General features: G+C 41.1%; 16 protein-coding genes. All 16 read right to left on the bottom strand.

Features of this window, described 5'->3' with window-relative positions; translation table 11 throughout:
• Positions 1-14: 14 nt before the first annotated feature.
• Positions 15-1088 carry a hypothetical protein gene (locus ACVR1G_RS08185; protein ID WP_447452686.1) on the bottom strand — a complete coding sequence of 358 codons (1074 nt, stop codon included), beginning with the start codon at positions 1086-1088 and terminating at the stop codon, positions 15-17.
• 12 nt (positions 1089-1100) lie between these two features.
• Entirely contained in the window at positions 1101-1406 is a 306-nt protein-coding gene (locus ACVR1G_RS08190; protein WP_447452687.1) for a hypothetical protein, read from the bottom strand.
• 93 nt (positions 1407-1499) lie between these two features.
• A complete protein-coding gene (locus ACVR1G_RS08195; protein ID WP_447452688.1) occupies positions 1500-3332 on the bottom strand; it encodes an AAA family ATPase in 1833 nt (610 codons plus the stop codon).
• Positions 3322-5055 (bottom strand): type IA DNA topoisomerase, encoded by a 1734-nt coding sequence (locus ACVR1G_RS08200; protein WP_447452689.1) that lies wholly within the window; start codon positions 5053-5055, stop codon positions 3322-3324. Before ACVR1G_RS08200 ends, ACVR1G_RS08195 begins: the two co-directional genes overlap by 11 nt.
• 119 nt (positions 5056-5174) lie before the next feature.
• The gene (locus ACVR1G_RS08205) at positions 5175-9155 is read right to left on the bottom strand and encodes a PBECR4 domain-containing protein (RefSeq protein ID WP_447452690.1); all 3981 of its coding nucleotides are present in this window, start codon (positions 9153-9155) and stop codon (positions 5175-5177) included.
• 12 nt (positions 9156-9167) lie between these two features.
• On the bottom strand, positions 9168-9404 hold the full coding sequence (locus ACVR1G_RS08210; protein WP_447452691.1) for a hypothetical protein: 237 nt from the start codon (positions 9402-9404) through the stop codon (positions 9168-9170).
• Positions 9405-9576: 172 nt separating this feature from the next.
• On the bottom strand, positions 9577-9891 hold the full coding sequence (locus ACVR1G_RS08215) for a helix-turn-helix domain-containing protein (protein ID WP_447452692.1): 315 nt from the start codon (positions 9889-9891) through the stop codon (positions 9577-9579).
• Complete coding sequence (locus tag ACVR1G_RS08220; RefSeq protein ID WP_447452693.1) at positions 9888-10367, bottom strand: hypothetical protein; 480 nt, start codon at positions 10365-10367, stop codon at positions 9888-9890. Before ACVR1G_RS08220 ends, ACVR1G_RS08215 begins: the two co-directional genes overlap by 4 nt.
• Before the next feature lie 33 nt (positions 10368-10400).
• Positions 10401-10697 (bottom strand): hypothetical protein, encoded by a 297-nt coding sequence (locus ACVR1G_RS08225; RefSeq protein WP_447452694.1) that lies wholly within the window; start codon positions 10695-10697, stop codon positions 10401-10403.
• A gap of 70 nt (positions 10698-10767) precedes the next feature.
• Positions 10768-11136 carry a hypothetical protein gene (locus ACVR1G_RS08230; protein ID WP_447452695.1) on the bottom strand — a complete coding sequence of 123 codons (369 nt, stop codon included), beginning with the start codon at positions 11134-11136 and terminating at the stop codon, positions 10768-10770.
• Between the two features lie 118 nt (positions 11137-11254).
• Positions 11255-13630: a MobP2 family relaxase gene (gene mobP2, locus ACVR1G_RS08235; RefSeq protein ID WP_447452696.1), complete on the bottom strand. Its 2376-nt coding sequence runs from the start codon at positions 13628-13630 to the stop codon at positions 11255-11257.
• On the bottom strand, positions 13620-13916 hold the full coding sequence (locus ACVR1G_RS08240; RefSeq protein WP_447452697.1) for a hypothetical protein: 297 nt from the start codon (positions 13914-13916) through the stop codon (positions 13620-13622). Before ACVR1G_RS08240 ends, mobP2 begins: the two co-directional genes overlap by 11 nt.
• The gene (locus ACVR1G_RS08245; RefSeq protein ID WP_447452698.1) at positions 13913-14431 is read right to left on the bottom strand and encodes a hypothetical protein; all 519 of its coding nucleotides are present in this window, start codon (positions 14429-14431) and stop codon (positions 13913-13915) included. Before ACVR1G_RS08245 ends, ACVR1G_RS08240 begins: the two co-directional genes overlap by 4 nt.
• A gap of 12 nt (positions 14432-14443) precedes the next feature.
• A complete protein-coding gene (locus ACVR1G_RS08250) occupies positions 14444-14905 on the bottom strand; it encodes a hypothetical protein (protein ID WP_447452699.1) in 462 nt (153 codons plus the stop codon).
• A 159-nt stretch (positions 14906-15064) separates the two neighbouring features.
• Positions 15065-15415: a hypothetical protein gene (locus tag ACVR1G_RS08255; protein ID WP_447452700.1), complete on the bottom strand. Its 351-nt coding sequence runs from the start codon at positions 15413-15415 to the stop codon at positions 15065-15067.
• Positions 15408-15833, bottom strand: a complete 426-nt coding sequence (locus ACVR1G_RS08260; protein ID WP_447452701.1) for a hypothetical protein — start codon at positions 15831-15833, stop codon at positions 15408-15410. The genes ACVR1G_RS08255 and ACVR1G_RS08260 overlap by 8 nt, the downstream gene beginning before the upstream one ends.
• Positions 15834-15879 lie beyond the last annotated feature (46 nt).

Here is a 15879-nt window from a genome sequence, read left to right on the forward strand (position 1 = left end):
GTTTGATTTCCTTTCTAGTTAGCCTTATCTTTTGGATAAGTTTTTTCTGTTGGTTCTGCTGTTAAAACAAAACCATAATCACTATGCTTGTTTTCCTTGACCTCAAAGGTCAAACGAGACTGCTTGGTATCGTCCTTGGTTTTAAGACCTAGGACATAGTTAAGGGTATAGGTTTTTGAGTCCGCATCATAGCTAATGCCTTCCAGAATTGTGGAGGTAATAGTGGCATCCTTTGGAGCGGTATACCGGGCATCGCCTTTATCTAGGAAGGGTTTTAGAGCAGACTTGTCATTACTGTAATAAGCTGCGAGGAAGTATCTTGAGAAGGTATCTACCTCATGCTCATGCGTTTGGACCTGCTTCAGACTAGTCGTTTGCGTATAAAGATAATGAACCTGATTGGCTAACCGATTCGCACGACCGAAAGATACAAAGCCAAAAAACAGCCCCAAAATACCAGTTACAAACCCTGTAATAGCCACAATTTTCAGCCAGCTCGGTGTTTTTGCGGCCGCAGCTGAGGGCAGCCGAGCTTGTGTTTCCCTAGTTTCTTCCTTCAGCTGATCGGTTTCTGCAGCTTCAGGAAATTCAGGTAAATCTTCCTCACTGACAGCCCAACCATTTTTGTTAAGGCTCTCAATATAGGCAGGAAAAACCTGATCGGTAAAGTAGGCTTTCTTTTTACTATAAGGATAGGATTTAAAGCTATCCTGCACTAGCACAGCTTGCATCAGCAAGCCCAATAGATCATTAAAGCCATTATCAATGACCAAAGGCCTTATAAATACCTCATCTTGACTCGAAACCTTACCGTCTGTTTTATGGCAGATTCTCAACGCTTTCAGTTGGAAAGAACCAAATTGACGCTTAAGGTTTTCTAACAAGACCATGGTCTGGTAAAACGTTAGATAAGGCAGCGTTTCCTCTAACAAAAAGCTGGTTTCAGGCATAGCCGTATCAATTCCTTTGATCAAGCCTAGCAGTGGCTCATTAGTTTCAGGGGAGTAACCGTCTTCCCATTCAATCTTAATAAAGAGATTGTCAGAAATTACGGTTTTCTCTCCTGAAGAAAAGAATGGAAAAACCATGAGTTAACCTCCTTAAAATCCTTGTTGGGTCCACGTATAACACCACATGATGAACCCAGGAAGTATGCCAATTCCCATAGCCGCTAAAACAATCCGGCCAAGTTTCATCTTCATTTTCTCCTTTAGCTCTTGGCCAGCAAATCCATAAATGATTAACGTCACAACCCCAGCCAAACCCAGACCTGCGAGCCCGACAAGAACGGCCTTGCCTCTTAGCTCATCAAGTTTATTTTGAGTGCCACTAAATGGATCGCCAGCTGCTATAATCAACCCAGCTTTTTGAGCTGTAAATAGGCCTGTTGTCAAAAGTTCTTTCATCAATAAATATCTCCTTTACTTAATTATTTTGACTATCCTAGCATAAGGGATAATGGATTTTTCTCAAATTTACCGACAGTTCGCGGAACTAAACTAAGCAGCTTTTACTAACTGTGCCTGAAATTCCAAATGTTGTCGTTCTTTTTTATGAGAAGTATCCTGCAGTTCCCCTACAGCTGTAATCACGATATGATGGCCACTCACTGAACCATATTCTCGTCTCAGCTGCCGTTTCAGATCTGCAATTGGCGCAAGAACTTGATTTAAAATCAAACGAGCCAACGGACGAGCTCCATTTTTACTGTCAGTTCCGTTTCTGGCTAAGTAGTCTGCAACAGCCTGGTCATAACTAAGACTCATGCCATACTTAGCTAAGCGCTGTGACACGAGGGCCATATTTTTATCGACAATTTCTAAAATAATTTCGGTTGTTAAGGGGTTGAAAATCAGCTTGTGGTCAAAACGGTTAATGAATTCGGGACGTAAATCATCGGATAAAACACTAGTCATCCGCTTTTGAAATTTCAAAAGACGGTCAGGATCCAATTTATAAATATCCCCTTTAATATCAAACTGATCCAGCACAGCTTTAGCTCCTAAGTTCGTCGTCATTAAAACTAGAGTATTTTTAAAGCTTACCAGCCGGCCAGTCGCATCCGTTAAACGCCCATCATCCAGGATCTGCAGGAACAAATCCAAAATGTCCCGATGAGCTTTTTCAATCTCATCAAAGAGCAAAACACTATAAGGTCTGCGTTTAACGCTTTCCGTCAGCTCTCCCTTGGAACGTGTCTGGGTATCCCCAATGAATTTCTTAGCATCTTCTTTTTGCCCATACTCAGACATATCAAAACGAATGAGTGCGTCCTCAGAGCCAAAGAGCCCTTCTGCTGTTGCTTTAGCAAACTCGGTCTTTCCGACACCAGTCGGGCCTAGTAACAAAAACGTCCCATAAGGCTTTGTTTCATCCTGCAGCCCTTCTTCCCCGACAGAAACCGATCGTAACATAGCTTGGATGGCTTCATCTTGGCCTTTAACCCGTTGATGGAGAATCTTATCAAGATTAATTAGGCGGTCATCATTCCCTTCGAGAATCGTCGTGACAGGAATTCCTGTTTTTCGTTTGAGGATTTCTGCTATCTCAACTTCCGTAATGGCTGTTTGACCTCGGCTGGCAGCCAGACTCCCAGCCTCATCCATTAAATCAAAAGCCTTATCAGGAAGGTACTTATCGGTAATGTAGCGAACAGACAAACTGACTGCCTGCTGAATCGCTTCATCTGTATAAGTCACTCGGTGAAAGGTTTCATAGGGACCTTTAGCCAACTGAAGAATCGCAACAGCCTCATCCTCGGTTGGCTCATTAATCATAATGGGCGGCATCCGTCGTTCTAAGGCTTTATCCGTCTCAATATAGTCGTGATACTCATCCAGAGTTGTTGCTCCAATCAGCTGAATTTCCCCGCGAGCCAGGACTGGTTTGATGACATTTCCAGCATCTAAGGCTTGGCCGTCTTGACCGCCAGCCCTGACAATCGTATGAATTTCATCCATAAAGAGAAGGACTTCTCCTCGCCGCTCCACGAGTTCAGTAATGATTTGCTTGAACTTGGCAATAAAATCCCCCTCTCCTGTCAAATTAGACAGTTCTAGATTATAAACGGTTAACCCTTGTAACTGAAGAGGGACTTGTCCCCTTGCAATTTTCAAGGCCAGTCCTTCAACAACAGCTGTCTTTCCGACACCCGGCTCCCCAATCAGAACCGGGCTATTTTTGCCTTTACGCAGTAATGCGAGGATGACATCTTGAACCTCTTCGTCACGGCCGTAGACTTCATAATCATCAGGCTTTGACAGAACTTTAGCGGATAGATTATCGGCCAATTCCTCTAAAGCACTCAGATTTTTTGCGGATTCATCTGCCATAAAGACCTCCTTTGCGTGTCATCTGTTGGGTCAATTTTTCTTTAATCCCATCAACAAATTCTCCAGGAGACAATTCTCCTTTTCCAATCTGTTCCAAGAAACTTTCCCAGCCTGCGGTGGTCGTAGGATCCGAAAAATCATTATCCTGAAGAGCTGAAATTAAGAGATACCCTTTTTGAGTTGGGTAAAATTGACCTGTTTGCTTATCCAGTTGAACATAGCCAGCCTCCTGAATCTTCTTCAGCATCGCCGCTCGGGTAGCTGAGGTTCCTAAGCCATAGCTTGGCAAGACCTTCCCCATTAGCAAGCTTTCAGTCAATCGCCTTGGCGGTTTTGTTATCTCCGATCGGACAACCGCTTTGGTTGGGATCAGACTATCCAGTTGATAGTCAGGCAACAAATGATCTCTTTTGACCTTTTTCTCCATCAAGCCCCGCCAGCCTTCTTCTAAAATACGGTAACCTGACGTTTTAAATTCAAGACCCGCATTTAAAAGGGTGACTTGCGTTGTTTCATAGCTGTAGTCTGGAGCAAACATCAGCAAGCTCCGTTTGACAATTGCTTGATAAATCAAGTGCTCCGCTGAAGACAGACCACCTAGGTCAGGTAGCTTTTGGGTGGGGATGATTGCATAGTGAGACTCAACCTGTTTAGGGTCAACATAAGCCTCCCTAGGTTCAGGATGGGCCACTTCAAAATGGCAATCAATGAAATTTTGGTAGTCAGCTACTAAACTCTTAAGATAGTCAAACTCCTTGAAGGTGATATGCGTCACATCTTGATTTCGAGGGTAGGAAATATACCCTTTCAGATAAAGACTTTCTAAATATTTTAGCGTCTCATCTGCTCGAAAGCCAAAGCGGCGAGAAGCCAGAGCCGTGAGACTGGAGTAAGAAAATAAATCTGGCGCCAGTTTGGTAACAGTTTTTCCTTTGATACCAACAACTCGGCTGGCAGGTTCTAACCCTCGTAACAGTGTCAAGGCTTCTTCACTGGTCACCAACGGATCCTTATAAGTAAAGGTCACTTGATGAACCATATCCTGCAGATCCAGCTTATAGTAAGGCTGCGGCTGGAAGTTCTGAATAGCCAGATCGTTTTCACAAATCAGGCGCACAATGGGCGTTTGGACACGACCGACAGATAAAGCGCTCCCTTTTCCCCGTCGCAACTTGAGTGTTGTGAAGGGAGATAAGTTCATTCCCACCAGCCAATCGCTTTGACTTCTGGCCTCTGCTTCTAGGAAATAGTTATAGGTTTCTTCTGGGGCTTGCAACTGCTGAAAGGCTTCTTTAATGCCGTCTGAGCTCATAGAGTGGACCCAAAGCCGTTTGGAAACCTTATCTAAGCCTGCTGGAATATGGGTAAGAATCGTATAAGCAATCCGTTCTCCCTCACGGTCCGCATCCGTTCCAATAATCACCTGATCCGCAGCTTGTACCTCCTGAGAAATCTGTTTAAAGAGATCCCGAGATCGCTTATCCTTTTTCAGCTGAAGATCCTTAAAAGAAATATTCAATATTGGGAGCTTGGATAAATCCCAATTATCCTGAGGTAAAGGGTACTCAAATAAATGCCCCTCGGGAGCAATTAAACGGACTTCTCCCTCAAAAAAGGGGCTTGATTTGACGATAGAAACGGCCCCCTTATGGGTAGCCTGACCTAAAGCCTTAGCGTAGGCTTTGCGTTGATCAGACTTTTCAGTTAATATGACGGTTCTCATTCATAAAATGTTTCCTTTCTGTTTAAGATAATAAGAGTTTAAGAGATAATGGTTTTTTCTCAAATTTACCGACAGTTCACGGACATGAAAAAAAGCCTCACGCATGGTGAGACTCTTCCTCAAGGATTTAAAGCATTAGGGACAGTCGGTTTTGGACTTGGTGACAGCCCTCTGTCCCTTGTTCTGGGGAGCTGGGGATTGGTTTGCTTTTCTACACATTTCACCACTTGATCCGCTGCTTTGTGCACCCGCTTCATGGAGTAATCCAATTCCTGATCACTCATTTTAGTCAGATTATCGGTCCAATTGGCCATATAAGGGATGGCCTCTTCACTGGTATCTAAGCCAAAATGTTTAGAGACAATATAAGCGGTCATCTCTGCTTCCAGCTCTTTATGACTCCTTGATAAGTCAATATCTCCCTTATTCATAAACTTGGGATTATGCAAGGTCGCATGAGCTAACTCATGGATGCTGGTTGTAATTTGTTCTCCTGGCGTATTTTCAGGATTGATTAAAATCATTTGCTGGTCACGGAAATAAGCCCCTTTAGCATTTCCCAGCTGGTGAGACTTATCAAACTGCATACCAACTCCTATTTTTTTACCGTAGTCACACAAGCCTTTTAAAACCTTATCTGTTTGGACTTTATCCACATCAAAATCAAAGTGACGGTTGGGCATAGCCTTAGGATAGTTTTCAGGCTTTAAAGTAGTTTGTGAGAGTTCAAAAACCTTATAAGTCGTAAATTTCCCGCTCATAAACTCTTTGACAGGTAACTCTTTGGACTTAATCTTGGCTTTTTCAGCGGCAGAGGCTTCTGACCGAGGCTTATACTTGGTCCGACCGTGCTCGTTTTTGACAGGCTTTCCAGCCGCATCCAAAACAGGAATCATATCAACCATGACTGGCCGCAGCAAAGTGATCTGTGATTTTTCTCCTGCCTTAACCGATAGCTGATCATAGGTCTTTGTGACGGTTTCTCCCGTCTTTTTATTGATAAAGGTTCGGGTTGAGTGATAGACATCGGCTGATTTAATGCCTAGTTTTTCCCCCATTGCCTGCCACTGATTAAAGGTGGCTACTGCTTGAGCTCCTGGCCATTGTTCCTGCACTAGGGCAGCATTTCTCGGAGACATGGTAGGAAAATGGCTCATAAAGTCCAAATAGTCCTTCATCGCTTGTGGATCAGCAGAATACTTTCTAATCTGGTCCAAAGCATGAGCGCTCAATTCTTCAGCGCTTGCCTTACCAGGGTCAAAGTTTTTTTCATCTGAAGAAACTGAGGCTTTCTGCTCAGCCTTTAGGCGGTCTTCTTCCATTATTTCAGCCGCACGCTGCGACAGACTTTTTGTAGAGGCGGGGGGAACCACATTAAATTCAGGTGGAACTTCAGTAGTCAGAGCAGGAGATTTTCCTATTTCCTCAAACTGTTTATTTTTGAGCACCCTCAGCATATCTTGACCGCCGTCTTGAATATATTTTTCATTGACAGATAGCTGTTCAATTTCTCCGCCACGCTCACGATAAATCCCTAAAACAACTTGTTTATCAAGTCCTTCTAGGTTCGTGCTTAACTCTCCTTTAATCCTCATCAAAGAGGCAGGAATTAAGCCTTCTTGCTCGGTATCCCTAAATAGAATCAGTAAATCACTATCTTCTGGGTTAATGGCTTTGGACATATCAATGTTGTGAAGTTTTTCTACTTCTGATAAGTCATTAAAAATAAAGGTTCCAGTTTCAGTAATTTCAGGCAGCAAAGGCAATACTTTCATCTTGTCTCGACTCGCATTAGACAACAAGATATTATCATAGTTTCCTCTACCGTAAGCAAAGTCTTCTAGTGCCTCTTCCATAGTCCTGCCAACTGGAGAAATGCCCGCTAAATGCGCAAAATTTTTCTTCTGGAAATTCATTTGGACAACTTCTTTGTTCCCCGTCTCGTCAGCAAACACATAGGAAATCTTACTGTCGGCCAGTTCTCTTAAATACCATTGAGCAGTGGTCTGGAGTGTTGGAGCAAACCGATTCAGACGCCGTAATTCTTTAGCTTCAATAGGATGATAACCTGATTTTCTAGTTGACACGTCCGCTCCGTTAGTGGTAAACTGTAACTGAGCGATGGCAGGAAAATCAGGTTGAGGATAATCCTCAACAGGCTGCGATGCTGTCCTAGGAGACAAGTCTCCTGAATAATCGGAAGTGCGATGAAATTCGCCCGCATCGTTAACTGAAGGCTCTTGAGTATTATTCTCAAGGGCTTTTTCTTGTTGTATTGGGACAGAAGAAGAAATCATTTCCCTCATTTTCAATCTCTCACTGTTCAATCTTTGAATAATCTCATCTTCCTTTAAATTGCTATCGAAAGTCCAGTAATCCAATTCAAAACCATTCGATTCTTGTAAGAAATTCTCCAGATCTTTAAAAACATAATTTTCTCTCAATGATGCTTTATCGGTATCCAAAAGGTATTCCCAATCTTCACCAACAATGTATTTTAAAGAGTCTTCATATCCCATTTGGGTTACCAGAAAATCAGTTGTCCCTGGGCCAGAATGGAATTTAAAAACAATTTTGTCTTCTTTTGGACTGAGAGAACCGTAGTCACGATAACCAAATTGACCATCTTCAAACAAATAAAATTCAAGATTGCCGTCACTTTGATAAACATGCCAATAATCACTGTATAGCAAATCTTGTCTGAGAATAAGTCGTGGAACAGTTACAGAGTTTTGGTCAACCTGATTTAAAAAATTGATTCCAGAAGATTGATTATGGTCTTTTTGTGCTTCTGTAAAAAGATTCGAGGAACGATCATTTGTCAAAGAATTTGGAATATCCCCATCTGAAAACTGAAGTTTTGGATATTGCTTCCATTCTGAAGCTGTATCAGGAAGATTCTTCAACTGCTCGTATCTCTCTGTCGCAATCATCAACTCACCTGCTCCTAAAGCTTCTTCTAATTTGGCTTGAGCTACATCAGAAGTGTAGTAACCCGAATAGACTTTTTCAAAGCCATCATCTTTAGCCTGCAAGCCATAGAGATGATACCCTTTAGCTTCTGGATCAATGCCTTCTTTTAAGGCATCATTCCAATCCTGCTTAATTTGATCCTCAGCCCCGATTATAGGGACATCTACAGTAAGCGGAATTCCTTTTTGTTGGAGCTTAGAAACTAGATGGCGGCCAGCCTCATCATTATCTACAGCTAGAGTAATCATTTGGTTATCCCTGATGACACGATCAATAGTATGGCTTTTGATACTATTATCAAGAAAATCATGTAACTGTTCAGGGGTTCGGGATTGAAACCACTCTAAATTATTATTGTCTTGAGCTGCTAATTCAGCTGCATAACGACTGATGACCCCTTCTTTAAGGCCTTCCATTGAAATTAAACGAACATTCTGAAGTGTATCCCTGTGCAGCTCATAGTAGGACATCAAATCAATAGGTGCTTCCATAAAGAGCAAGCGCTGAGGCTGGCCAATATCTACATGGAAATTAGAGAGACCATCAGAATTTTTCATAACTTCTTTTAAATAACCTTTTTTAGGATACTTTTCAAAATTCTGACGGATTCCTTGCAAAGAGGCGCCGACTAATTTCCCAGAACTATCAAAACTTTTGAAAACCAGACCTGGTTCAATCTGGTCATTTCTCAAAATATTTGCCTGAGCTAAAACACCTTGACGGTTGAAAAAATCAATGGTTTCAGCTGATAAGCCTCGCTGCTCTTGTAAATAGCGACGGCCTTCTTCAAGAGGTTTCTCATAACGCTGGAGGTAATAATCAAAATCCTCTTTTTCCTGTGGCTGATTATAATCTTGTTGGGTGAAATTTCCTGTATTTAGAAACTCAACTGCTTGATTATAGTTGACTTCTTTAATGGTCTCAACTAAAGAGATAACATCCCCGCCAACCTGACGGCTATGCCAATTCCAAAGGCCTTGTTTAGGACTGATAACTAAGCTATCATGGTCTTTCCAGCGATATTGACTACTAGATCGGATAAGATCCATTCCCAGACTTTCAGCCACTTCTACAATATCCCGAGACCTAGCTAAGTCTCGCTGCTCTTTGCGACTTAAATTTGCCATGACTTTACCTCCCTACTGCACTAGCGGACCGTCTATATCCACAAATGTTTCCCTAGGAAAATTGATCAGATCACCAATACTAAAGGACCTATAATCCAAAGGATTTTCGTATGATAGGGTCATAGATAAATCCTGATTCTGGCCAGTCCCATCAAAAGTGATAATCTTACTGGTATCATCCATCGCAACGACTAGCCAATCAGCTGAGAAATCAAAGTCGCTTTCCACAACACTTGGAAATAAAAACATAAATACGTCTCCTTTTCTTTAGAATTGGAGACAGGATAAGGGATAATGCAAATTTTTTAAATTTACCGACAGTTCACGGACAAAATTTTTCTCAGAACACAAAGGTATTTAAATAAAAATAGCAAAAAGGCCCTCTATAAAAGAAAGGCCTTTTTTCTGTATGATACTTAATTTAATAATTATTAAATTGAGCAAAATCAAGTAGAAGTTTTATATAGACTGGCGGTATTCTCTTACCTAAATCCCAATCCTCTAATGTCCTTATGGGGATGGAATACTCTCTTGAGAATTCAGCTCTTGACATATTACGAGTGTCTTTTAATGAGTTGTTGGCCAAAGTGTAAATCTTAGTCAACATATCAGCAACTTCCTGTGGATTATAGTCATCCATCCACTTTTGCCAACCACGTTCAGCTATGTAAAGCTCCAGAGTAATGCCTTCCTCCAATGCTTCGCTATATAGCTGTTTAAACAGCTTAAATTTCATCTTTGTTCTCCTCTTGGTACATATTTATCAACTAGTTCAAGTCGATATTTGTAGGCTTCTATAGCTTTTTTGAAACCCTTTTTGCTATAACGTTTTTTTCCAACCGTTAGATAAGCCATATATCTCACTCGTCCATCTGCAAGATGATAGGCTTGGACACCATTATAGCCAGTTTTATTATTTTTTTGGACTTTTTCGTTTATCAAAAAAGTAGCAACACCCTCAACACGCTTCTGGTCGTATCCTTCCGAGGCTCTTTCCTTTAGCGTGCCTTTTCCTACTAGCTGTCTTGCTGTTTCTTTAGCTAGACAACCGCAAGATTGTGTCTTTCCGTTTTTAATGGCAGTTCCTCTCACCTCAACTATCTTCCCACACTCACATTGGCACAACCAATGTGAGTCTTTTTCTGGACTCTTAACTTTCTTAATAACAGTGAGCCTTCCAAATTTTAGTCCTAATAGCTCCAATTTACGCATGTCATCCTCCCAGCAGCAGGGGCGAAAGCCCCACTAATTTTGTTCAATAAGAGATTCCAAATTCGCCCATTGAAGGTCATCCTCGATGTAGTCGATCAAAGTATCAGAAACATCGTTGATGCCATCCTCAGTAATTCCAGCCTCGTCAAGACTTTCTCTCCAAATCCACTTATCCAGACCAATCTCCCAAACCTTTCTAACTGGCCAATAGGCGCTTCCTTGTTGGGTGACACCGTAATCTCCATTTTCTAAGACATAAAATATCATACCGTCAAAATTGATATTTTCTGCGATTTCCTTCGCCATCGCCCTTAATTCTTCTGCTTCCATATTGTTGTTCCTCCTTTATCTTACATACTTATTATACCACGCAATGCGTGGTATGTCAACACTTTTTCTACTATTTCATCAAGTCATTAAGCTGTTTATGTAGCTTTTTGACTTCTTTTTTTCGCCATTCCCCAAGAAAATCTAGTAAAGCCGAACTCACAGTGAAAAGGGCGTATTTATAAGGGCCTACAGATTCTAACTGATCTAATTTAGCGACTAGTTTTTCAAAGTCTGTATTATCAGACATCTCAACAAGATTGGAACAAAATTGAATAATATCTTTTGCAAACAATTCAATCTGCTCAAGAATATTTCTAGAAGGATAAAGAATCTCAAATTCCAAAATCAAGTATTGCTTAATTTCTCTTTTAGTTTTTTTCCATTCCATTAAGCCAACTTCCTTGATCAGTTCCTCAATTTTTTGATTTTTCATTTCCATTTTATTCACCTCTCATTTTAGCTACCTCTTTTTATTTTATATAAATATTTTAATACATTTTTATATATTTGTCAATATTTAAACTCATATTTTTATACTTATTTTTATTAGAGATCTGCTAAAAACTTCGGGTTTCTTCTTCTTCACGGTCATCACTTCTTCGCTTATTACGGTATGCTTGCTCTTCCTGTCTGGCCGCCGATTTCAGAGACTTAGACAAACCAGACATAAATTGACTGGTAGCCCTAAACCCCTGCCGACTATGCAGCTGCTCCCGCTTCTGAGCCTTCTGTTGGTTCAGCTGACGAGACACCATCTGGTAAAGACCTTGACTTTGATTTTCAACTGGGGTCACTTCTTTTTTCGGTTCGGATAATTGATCGTAATAGCCCATCAAGACTTTAAAATAGCGGGCATTCTCTTGACGATAAGGCCGTTTCAGCTGCTCATCAGCCAGCTGTTTCATGGTCTCATTATTCGTATGAATTTTATACTTGGTTTTAAAGACAGCTAAATGGGTTTCTAATTGCTTTTGATAAGCTTGTCGATCCATATTTTGACCAGAAGCTATACTGATCAGCGATTGATCATGCGTCCGTCTCACGAGATCCAACTCCTTTTGAAGTCGAGTAACAGGCTTCTTGATGCCTTCTGCGGTTGCCTTCTCAAGTGGAAACTGCCGACTTTTGGCATAAGTTTCTGATAAATCTGCTTTTCTGATTTTATCCTTATCTTTCAACTGATAACTAGGGGTCAAGGCTAGCTGAGTAAGTTCCAATCGTTCCGCTACTTCTTTTTGTTTAAAGGCTAAGTAAGCTTGGTTCTGCCGTGTTGGCTCAATTTGTCCTAGGAGACGCTGTGTCACCAGTAGGCTGGCTTGTTCTTCTTGATAACTTCTCAGCCTCAGTGCATAGCGAAAGAGACCAAGCTCCTTGCTTTCTTTTTCGTTTTTACCGTCTTTTTGATTGGCCGCATCAATTAAACGGCTGAGATCTTCCTCACTAAAAACATTCAGGTCATTGAGCGTCATTTTTTTCTCAGCCAGATTTTGCCTCACCTGACTAACATCGTAGTAAGGATGAGACTCAAAGCCAAGGACCTTGCCTTGACCCTGTCCCGATTGATCATAGTGCTCATAAACAGGTTTTTGAACCTGAATAGCCTTGGTCCCTTTAGGAATTTCATATCCTCTAGCCTGCCAGCCTTCTGCTGTTCGTAACAATCTAGCAGAAGGCGCCTGTTGTAAAATACTTTCCTGATTGTGTTGAGAGAAATGCTTCAGGTTTGAGTCTAAGGACTCGGAAAACTGTGGGGCTTCCTGCTTAAACTGCTTCAATATCCGATTGCCCAGCCGCTCTCTGAGTTCCAGTTCCCGCTTCTGAAGAAATTTTTCCAGCTGATATCCCTGACTAATCACATTTCTTCGATGCTCCTCACCAGTAACCTTCCGAAAAGCCTCGTAGTGGGTTCCTTCTGCAGCCGTATAGCTGGCCTGATAGAGCTCTAAAAAGGCCTTGGTCTCAGACTGCCAGGCTTCGTAGACAGACTTTCCCTCATTAGCCAAGTAAGAGTCAATATACTTATCCAAAAAGAATTTACTAACCGCAAAATCTTTAGCGTTAGAGCCATATCGCCACTTTTTTCCTGAGGGTAAGTGGTTAAAAGCCTGCTCCAAAAAATTTTTCTCAACCGCCTGAGTAATTTTTTCGGGCTTAAAAACCTCTTGGATGAGATCCGTTTTTAAATTGGCTAAAATTTGTTCCTGGCGCAGGTGCTGCTCTTTAGTGCGTTCACTCAGCAAACCGTGAAAGACTTGACTTTTAAGTTGTTTAATCGTCTTCTGGGAAAAGTTGCCTCGATACTCCCATCGTCTTCTTGGCTGGTAGAAAATTCGATCCCTAGCTGAATTTTTTTCAGCCAGTCCAAAATGCACATGGACATGTTCGGTATTTAAGTGGATATTTCCCCACCAAAAGGCACTGTCATCCAATCCTTCCTTAGCGATGACACCAGGCATGGCTTCACGAACAGCATTTTTTATAGCTTGTTGATCAACCTTGCCTGTCTCAATATCATAGAGCCCCTCTTTAGCTAAAAAGGCATTATCAAAAGAGATAACACCTTGCCACAGCAAACAGCCATGTTCATAAGATTCCGTTAGATCCGCCTTTAAGTGATCAACCTGATCTCTGGCCAAATAATTAACATCTTGGGTAAAGATGGCCGTCACTTCATCATTCTGATTTTCAGTAGCATAAGAGCGATTCATATAATTGATGTAGCTTTCAAAATCCAAGCCTTGTTCAGGAACGGCTGCATGAATCGCAGCCATTTGAGCCTCTGACAGCCCTTCTACGGCCTGTGTCGTTTGATCAAGAACAATATCATTATCAATCTCTACAGCTTCGTCACGGTTAGTATAATCAACGTAGCGGGCATTAGCTTCCGTATATTGCAGCATAAATGTAATGCTTGGGCTTTGGTTATTCATCATTCTCACCGCCTTTTCTTAATTCCTGTAAACAGATCACAATATAATTAGAGACGATTACTAGGAAAACATAAGCAAAGAGGATATAAATTTTTTGGTGGTGCTGTTCCCCTACTAAGCTATCAGCCAAGTAGAGACCGCCCGCCAAAAAATAACAAAGGCCAGTCGCCAAGACAATGATCCAGTAAGCAATCGGACGAATCCCTTTCAGCTTATCGGCCAGACCTAAGACCACCTGAAAATTCATCAGAAACAAGGCCAAAAATCCCCAAAATGATAACGGCATCATGACCCCTTTCTAACTCCACCCGTCAGTGGCAATTGACAGTGATGGGAAATAAAACCATCTGATAAATCTTCTTTATTAAAAAAGCATGGGGTCTGGTAAGCAATCAACTCGCTACGCTTAAAATTTTCTCGTAAACTGGCAGAAGCCCGATTGACTTTTTCAGCAACTTGAGAAAAATTGAAGCCCAAACTCAAGTAGGTTGTGACTTTCTTTTCAAAAGCTTTTTTCTCTTCCTCTGTCGTTAAATAGTAATGCGTGGTCTCAGCTCTTTCATCTGCCAAATTTTCTTCATGGAGTGCTTTTTGATAATTGGAGTAGAGCTCACGCATGGCAGAAATAATTGTTTGCCAATAGTGTGAATAGGGCTTTTTAGTATAAGGATTAACCAATTGGTCTACTGGTTCCTTAAATGATCGATTAACCTTATCAAAGGTTCCTAAATTTTCAAAAGGATCAATATACCCTGTAAAATCATAGTGGATTAATTGGTGATAAAGTTCTTGACTTTTTGTCATGGTGACCTCCTACTACTGATGGAACTGATTGGCGGTCTGAGATTTGGACACATCTGCTTTTATTAACTCATCTATTTGCACAAATAAGTCTCTTTGTTTGGGATCACGTCCCGAATTCCGACTTGCCAAATCAAACGGATCCCAATTAGGACCATGCTGGCCCAGCTGAAAATTGGCTAAGCTAATATATAACAATTCATCTTGTTGCCGCTGCATCTGTTTGAGCCGACTTTCAATTTTTTCAGCTGCCGTTTTCTTCCCTTTTAACTCCTGAACACGACCATCAAACGGCGTCTCTTCCAAATTATTTTCGATGAGTAAATCATAACAGAGCGAGATACAATCTTTTATCGTGACGCCTTTTTTTCTGATGGTTTCCTTGCCATAGCGATACCGCATCAAAGCGGTTAGTTTTTCTTCAATGTCAGGCGTCATGTAGACGCCGACACGTATTTCTTTTTTGTGATTATCCATCTTTACTCCTATCAAAATTTTTTCCTACCAGCTAATCAAATCCTAACTGCTTCGGGATGGATTGGTGAGTGAACCAATCATAAAGCCATTGACGATTTTGTGGCTGAATTAAAATAATTACCACAATGATCAGTACAATAAAAGCAATTTTCCCTTTTTTCAAATTCCGCCACCTGCCCTTCTTTCTGCAGCTAAAGCACCCACATCATCCATAAATGCCAACCAATCAGAAACTAAATTTTCTGTTACATCAAGCTGTGCTAAAATAGCCGCTTCTGTAATATCTTCTTTGACCAGTGTTTCAACTAAAACTTTCTGTTGATCTTTAATCTCAGTTAGCTCTGTCGCAAACTGATTATCATAATAATTGAGTCCATCGTTAGCAACTATCATCTGACATTGGCTCAACATAAATTGATTAAAGGATGGGTACTGATAAGTCTCTGAAATTTTTTTCAACTGCTCATAAACAGCATCCGAAACATTTCTAACTTTAATATCTTTACTCATGATGATCCTCCAGCAATAATTCTTGCAGGGCCTCAAACTCACCTGACATTAAGAGCGCTTCTTCCCGTTTTTGACGTTGCTCAGTGGCCAGAGGTTCAATCATACCTTCATACTCTAGCCAACGAGAAATATGTCCATTAATTTTTTTCAGCCGCTCATTCATTTGATTCAGCTGTTCTTGTTTTTTGGTCCATTGTTGTTTGAGGAAAGCTGTCGTTTCTGCCATCTGAGTTAGGTGAGCCAAGTACAAATGTTCTGCCCGATTGAACTGGCCCTGATGAATTTTATCTCGACACATTTTTAGAAGAAACTGATTAAATGACGAAGCCTTTTCTTTTCCGGCCAGTGCTTTTAAATACTTTAGCTCACTATCAGATAGGCCAGAAATTTCAACTCTATTTTTCTTTGTTTTTGCCATAAATTTATCCCCTCTATTTTTTTTCAAACTCATCATAAGGGATAAT

The organism is Streptococcus dentasini (assembly GCF_053206945.1).

What these genes read in the sequence shown, in the direction of transcription:
- ACVR1G_RS08255 (WP_447452700.1), bottom strand. Translation starts at nt 15,415, where the DNA reads ATGAGTAAAGATATTAAAGTTAGAAATGTTTCGGATGCTGTTTATGAG.
- ACVR1G_RS08260 (WP_447452701.1), bottom strand. Translation starts at nt 15,833, where the DNA reads ATGGCAAAAACAAAGAAAAATAGAGTTGAAATTTCTGGCCTATCTGAT.
- ACVR1G_RS08210 (WP_447452691.1), bottom strand. Translation starts at nt 9,404, where the DNA reads ATGTTTTTATTTCCAAGTGTTGTGGAAAGCGACTTTGATTTCTCAGCT.
- ACVR1G_RS08220 (WP_447452693.1), bottom strand. Translation starts at nt 10,367, where the DNA reads ATGCGTAAATTGGAGCTATTAGGACTAAAATTTGGAAGGCTCACTGTT.
- mobP2 (WP_447452696.1), bottom strand. Translation starts at nt 13,630, where the DNA reads ATGATGAATAACCAAAGCCCAAGCATTACATTTATGCTGCAATATACG.
- ACVR1G_RS08230 (WP_447452695.1), bottom strand. Translation starts at nt 11,136, where the DNA reads ATGGAAATGAAAAATCAAAAAATTGAGGAACTGATCAAGGAAGTTGGC.
- ACVR1G_RS08225 (WP_447452694.1), bottom strand. Translation starts at nt 10,697, where the DNA reads ATGGAAGCAGAAGAATTAAGGGCGATGGCGAAGGAAATCGCAGAAAAT.
- ACVR1G_RS08195 (WP_447452688.1), bottom strand. Translation starts at nt 3,332, where the DNA reads ATGGCAGATGAATCCGCAAAAAATCTGAGTGCTTTAGAGGAATTGGCC.
- ACVR1G_RS08250 (WP_447452699.1), bottom strand. Translation starts at nt 14,905, where the DNA reads ATGGATAATCACAAAAAAGAAATACGTGTCGGCGTCTACATGACGCCT.
- ACVR1G_RS08185 (WP_447452686.1), bottom strand. Translation starts at nt 1,088, where the DNA reads ATGGTTTTTCCATTCTTTTCTTCAGGAGAGAAAACCGTAATTTCTGAC.
- ACVR1G_RS08240 (WP_447452697.1), bottom strand. Translation starts at nt 13,916, where the DNA reads ATGATGCCGTTATCATTTTGGGGATTTTTGGCCTTGTTTCTGATGAAT.
- ACVR1G_RS08200 (WP_447452689.1), bottom strand. Translation starts at nt 5,055, where the DNA reads ATGAGAACCGTCATATTAACTGAAAAGTCTGATCAACGCAAAGCCTAC.
- ACVR1G_RS08190 (WP_447452687.1), bottom strand. Translation starts at nt 1,406, where the DNA reads ATGAAAGAACTTTTGACAACAGGCCTATTTACAGCTCAAAAAGCTGGG.
- ACVR1G_RS08215 (WP_447452692.1), bottom strand. Translation starts at nt 9,891, where the DNA reads ATGAAATTTAAGCTGTTTAAACAGCTATATAGCGAAGCATTGGAGGAA.
- ACVR1G_RS08205 (WP_447452690.1), bottom strand. Translation starts at nt 9,155, where the DNA reads ATGGCAAATTTAAGTCGCAAAGAGCAGCGAGACTTAGCTAGGTCTCGG.
- ACVR1G_RS08245 (WP_447452698.1), bottom strand. Translation starts at nt 14,431, where the DNA reads ATGACAAAAAGTCAAGAACTTTATCACCAATTAATCCACTATGATTTT.